This is a genomic window from Pseudomonas sp. 18.1.10 (genome assembly GCF_024655625.1).
GTDB lineage: Bacteria > Pseudomonadota > Gammaproteobacteria > Pseudomonadales > Pseudomonadaceae > Aquipseudomonas.
The window spans coordinates 1-2,019 of the sequence record NZ_JANLGL010000431.1 but is presented as its reverse complement, the minus strand read 5'-3'; the positions used below and the strand labels follow the sequence as shown (position 1 = coordinate 2,019).

The following is a 2,019-nucleotide window of genomic DNA, read 5'->3' as shown; positions in this document are numbered from 1 at the left end:
GTCAATGCTTGGTTGAATGACACACCGCCTTCGCGAGCAAGCCCGCTCCCACATTTGGATTTGCATCAATCAGTTAATTTGTGCGCGCCCCCTGGTTAATCCAGGTGCCAATCAAATCCCGTTCCTGCTGGGTCATCTGGGTGATGTTGCCCAACGGCATGATCTGGGTCGCCACGGCCTGCGCTTGAATACGCGCCGCCTGCTGCTGGATCTGCGCCGGGGTGTCAAACATCACCCCAGCCGGTGCAGCGCTGAACAGCGGGCTGGTGGGCTTGGCCGAATGGCACACGGCGCAGCGTTCCTGGATCACCCCATGGACCTTGTCGAAATCAATCGACGCCTGCGCGGGTGCCGGTTCGGCAGCAGGAGCAGCGGCGGGAGCAGCGGGTTTCAAGCCGCCACCCACTGCCGTTTCCGGCAACGGTTGGTACTCGATGGCCGCAGGGGCCTTGGCCACTTCGGCCACCGGCTTGGGACCGGTCACATAGGCCAGGCTAATCATCGCCAAGGCGCCCACGGGCAAGGTCCACGCGTACTTCTGGCTGTTATGCCGGGTGTTGAAGTAGTGACGGACCAATACGGCGGCCACGGCGATACCGGCCAGGATCAGCCAGTTGTATGGGCTGCCGTAGGTGCTCGGGAAGTGGTTGCTGATCATGATGAACAGCACCGGCAAGGTGAAGTAGTTGTTGTGGCGCGAACGCAGCAAGCCCTTGGCCGGCAGCGCCGGGTCTGGCGTGCGGTTCTCGGCAATCGCCGCGACCAGCGCGCGTTGCGCCGGCATGATGATGCGGAACACGTTGCCGACCATGATGGTGCCGATCACCGCACCGACGTGCAGGTAGGCGCCACGGCCGCTGAACACTTTGCTGAAACCGTACGCAGCAGCAATCAACAGCACGAACAGGATGAACCCGAGCAGGGCAGGGCGTTTGCCCAGGGCCGAGTCGCAGAGGAAGGAGTAGATGAACCAGCCGGCGAACAGTGAGCCGATGCCCAGCAATACGCCTTCGGTGCCGCTGAGGCTGCTGCCGGGGGCGAGCAGGTACAGCGTCGGGTTGAGGTAGAACACCACGCACAGCAGCGCGACGCCCGACATCCAGGTGAAATAGGCTTCCCATTTGAACCAGTGCAGGTTGTCCGGCATGGTCGGCGGGGCCAGTTTGTATTTTTCCAGGTGGTAGATACCGCCACCGTGGATTGCCCACAAGTCACCGGCGAGGCCGTTCTTGGGGTTGACGCGATTGAGGTTGTTTTCCAGCCAGACAAAGTAGAAAGAAGCGCCGATCCACGCGACGCCAGTAATCATGTGAACCCAGCGCACGCTTAGGTTCAGCCATTCCAACAGATGTGCTTCCACAGTCTTTACCTCTCGCCTGTCACCCTTGTTGTCGGGTAATCAAGCCTTCTCTTATTGGTGGGGGGCGAGGATCAACCGCTCATCCTCTTTGAAAAAATGCTCATCGCAGTTATTGCCTGTGCCACTGCGATCAACCACCAGGAAGTCATCCCGCTTTTCGATCGTCAGCACCGGGTGGTGCCAGACGCCGCGATGGTAATTAATGCCCTGCCTGCCGTTGGTGACGAAGGCGCGGACCAAGCCTGATACAGGTGCATCGCCAAGTGGCGCGACCACGATCAGAAAGGGGTTGCCGAGCAGCGGTATGAACGCCTGGCTGCCCAGCGGGTGTCTCTCCAGCATGCACACGGTCAGCGGCATGTCCTGCGCGTCGGCGCGGAAGATGCTGATGATGGCGTGGTCTTCCGGTTTAGCGGTTTCGACCGTGGCCAATTTGTGAAAGCGCATGGTCGACCCGTTGTTGATCATGAAGTGATCGCTGCCGTCGGTTTCGATAACGTCTCCGAAGGGGGCGAAGGCTTCTTTGGTCAGGGGTTCGATCACGAGTGTGCGCATGGCTGTCTTCTTATCCGAATGTTGTGTTGTTAGTTCTGACGCCTTCGCGAGCAAGCCCGCTCCCACAGGGGAATGCATTTCAAATTTGGGTGGGGGCGTTCTCG

Annotated in this window: 2 protein-coding genes; both read right to left on the bottom strand. The window is 60.0% G+C overall.

What is annotated here, in order from left to right; all coding sequences use genetic code 11:
* Positions 1-73: 73 nt before the first annotated feature.
* Positions 74-1,360: a urate hydroxylase PuuD gene (locus NUV89_RS29480; protein ID WP_257784088.1), complete on the bottom strand. Its 1,287-nt coding sequence runs from the start codon at positions 1,358-1,360 to the stop codon at positions 74-76.
* Between the two features lie 51 nt (positions 1,361-1,411).
* Positions 1,412-1,915, bottom strand: coding sequence for an ureidoglycolate lyase (locus NUV89_RS29475; protein WP_257784089.1), 504 nt, complete (start codon positions 1,913-1,915; stop codon positions 1,412-1,414).
* Between the last annotated feature and the right edge of the window lie 104 nt (positions 1,916-2,019).